At 42.6% G+C, this 1613-nt stretch carries 2 protein-coding genes; both read left to right on the top strand.

Going from position 1 to position 1613, the window contains the following annotated elements:
• The first annotated feature begins 124 nt into the window (after window positions 1-124).
• Window positions 125-766, top strand: coding sequence for a hypothetical protein (locus LEP1GSC192_RS13515; RefSeq protein ID WP_020770541.1), 642 nt, complete (start codon window positions 125-127; stop codon window positions 764-766).
• A gap of 261 nt (window positions 767-1027) precedes the next feature.
• Window positions 1028-1456, top strand: coding sequence for an Imm8 family immunity protein (locus tag LEP1GSC192_RS13510; RefSeq protein WP_036090200.1), 429 nt, complete (start codon window positions 1028-1030; stop codon window positions 1454-1456).
• Window positions 1457-1613: the final 157 nt, after the last annotated feature.

Below are 1613 nucleotides of genomic sequence, written 5' to 3'. Positions count from 1 at the left end.
CTTCGCCACATTTCGCTTTGTCACTCGTCTTGCATGGCAAGCCTCGTGCCAAGTCCTTCGGACTCGCGAAACGTCGCCAACCCTTGGTCGTTAGGCGAAATTCGGTAATGGAGTATCATATCTCATGAAATCATTCAAAGAACGTATCCTAAAACGCATTGAACAGTTGAAATTGATTTCAGGGACGCAGAATATCTATCAGGCTACTGAGGAACTCTACACCGGAACACTAAGTCTCGCGAGTATGGTCTACGGTGTTAATTCACCTCAATTCGCTTCTCTAAAAGATATTCGCAACACAATAGCAGGATCTAAATACAATGAGAACGCAAAATTCGAAGTGATTTTTCACACGGTTCTTGGATTTCTCACTAATTTTCAAAAAGAAGTCGAAGATGACTTACTTAGTAGTCTAGAGCGAGAGATATCTGGCGATCTTTTTGCTGATTTTGTGCTAATGGCTAGATTAAGCATTGAGGCAGGTAACAAAGACGTAGCTGCCGTTTTAGCATGCGCTGCATTGGAAGATTCCTTAAAACGCTTAGCGTCTATGAACGGATTAAATACGGACGATCAGGATATGTCCCAAGTTATAAATTCCCTTAAATCCAAATCGGTTATCGCGGGGCCGCAGCTTAAGATTCTTCAGTCATACACAACATTGCGCAACAAGGCATTTCATGCGGACTGGGAAAAAATCGATACACCAGACGTAAAGAGCCTAATCGCTTTTGTTGAAGATTTCCTATTGAAGCATTTTTCGTAATCGATACCGAACTTCGCCTAACTTTCGGTGCTTCCGCAGCGCTGCGGGCTTGCTACGCAACCCTTGCTTGGCCTTCGGCACATTTTGCTTTGTCACTCGCCTTGCAGAGCAAGTCTCGCGCCAAGTCCTTCGGACTCGCAAAACGTCGGAACACCTTGGTCGTTAGGCGACATTTTGATCATTTTACTTTAGCTGAAAAGTCGAAGATGGGAAATAATTGTAAATTAGCGCTACTATATTTCGTAACTCAAAGGATTTTGTATGAAAAAGCCAGTAATAAGAGCTTTTGATTTTGATGCTAATGACCATGATCCTATTGAAGATTGGGTACCAGAGGACCCTTATGATATAGACATTTGGATAACGTTTTCAATTGGGCCATCAGATGAGATAGGGTCTGATTATTTTGATGGGCATTTTATAACAAAAAACTATGAAGAAAAATATGCTTTAGTCTCTAAATCTCCTTACTTTCTAATTGAGCGATATTCGCTATCGGCAATTTTAGAGATGGTGACGGTATTTATTGAATCTTGTAGTAGAGCAGATTGGGAGCAAACAGCTAAAGAAATTTGTAAAAAACTAGATTGGGAATTTGAAGGTTATCATCCAGCGAGCTACCCAACTAAAACAGAATCTCTATTTGCACGTGCCTTTCATAAAGTTCTTTGCAAGCTTTACTGCAAATGATTCAAAACGTCGCCTAACTGTCGGTGCTTCCGCAGCGCTGCGGGCTTGCTACGCAACCCTTGCTTGGGCTTCGCCACATTCGCTTCCGTCACTTCGTTTGCATGGGCAAACTCGTGCCGTTGCGAACGTCGGAACACCTTGGTCGTTAGCCGAAAGT

The sequence above is a fragment of the Leptospira sp. B5-022 genome, assembly GCF_000347035.1.
In the GTDB taxonomy this organism is placed as follows: Bacteria; Spirochaetota; Leptospiria; order Leptospirales; family Leptospiraceae; genus Leptospira_B; species Leptospira_B cinconiae.
Note: the sequence above shows the minus strand (reverse complement) of the source record. Positions and strands in the feature narration are given on the sequence as shown.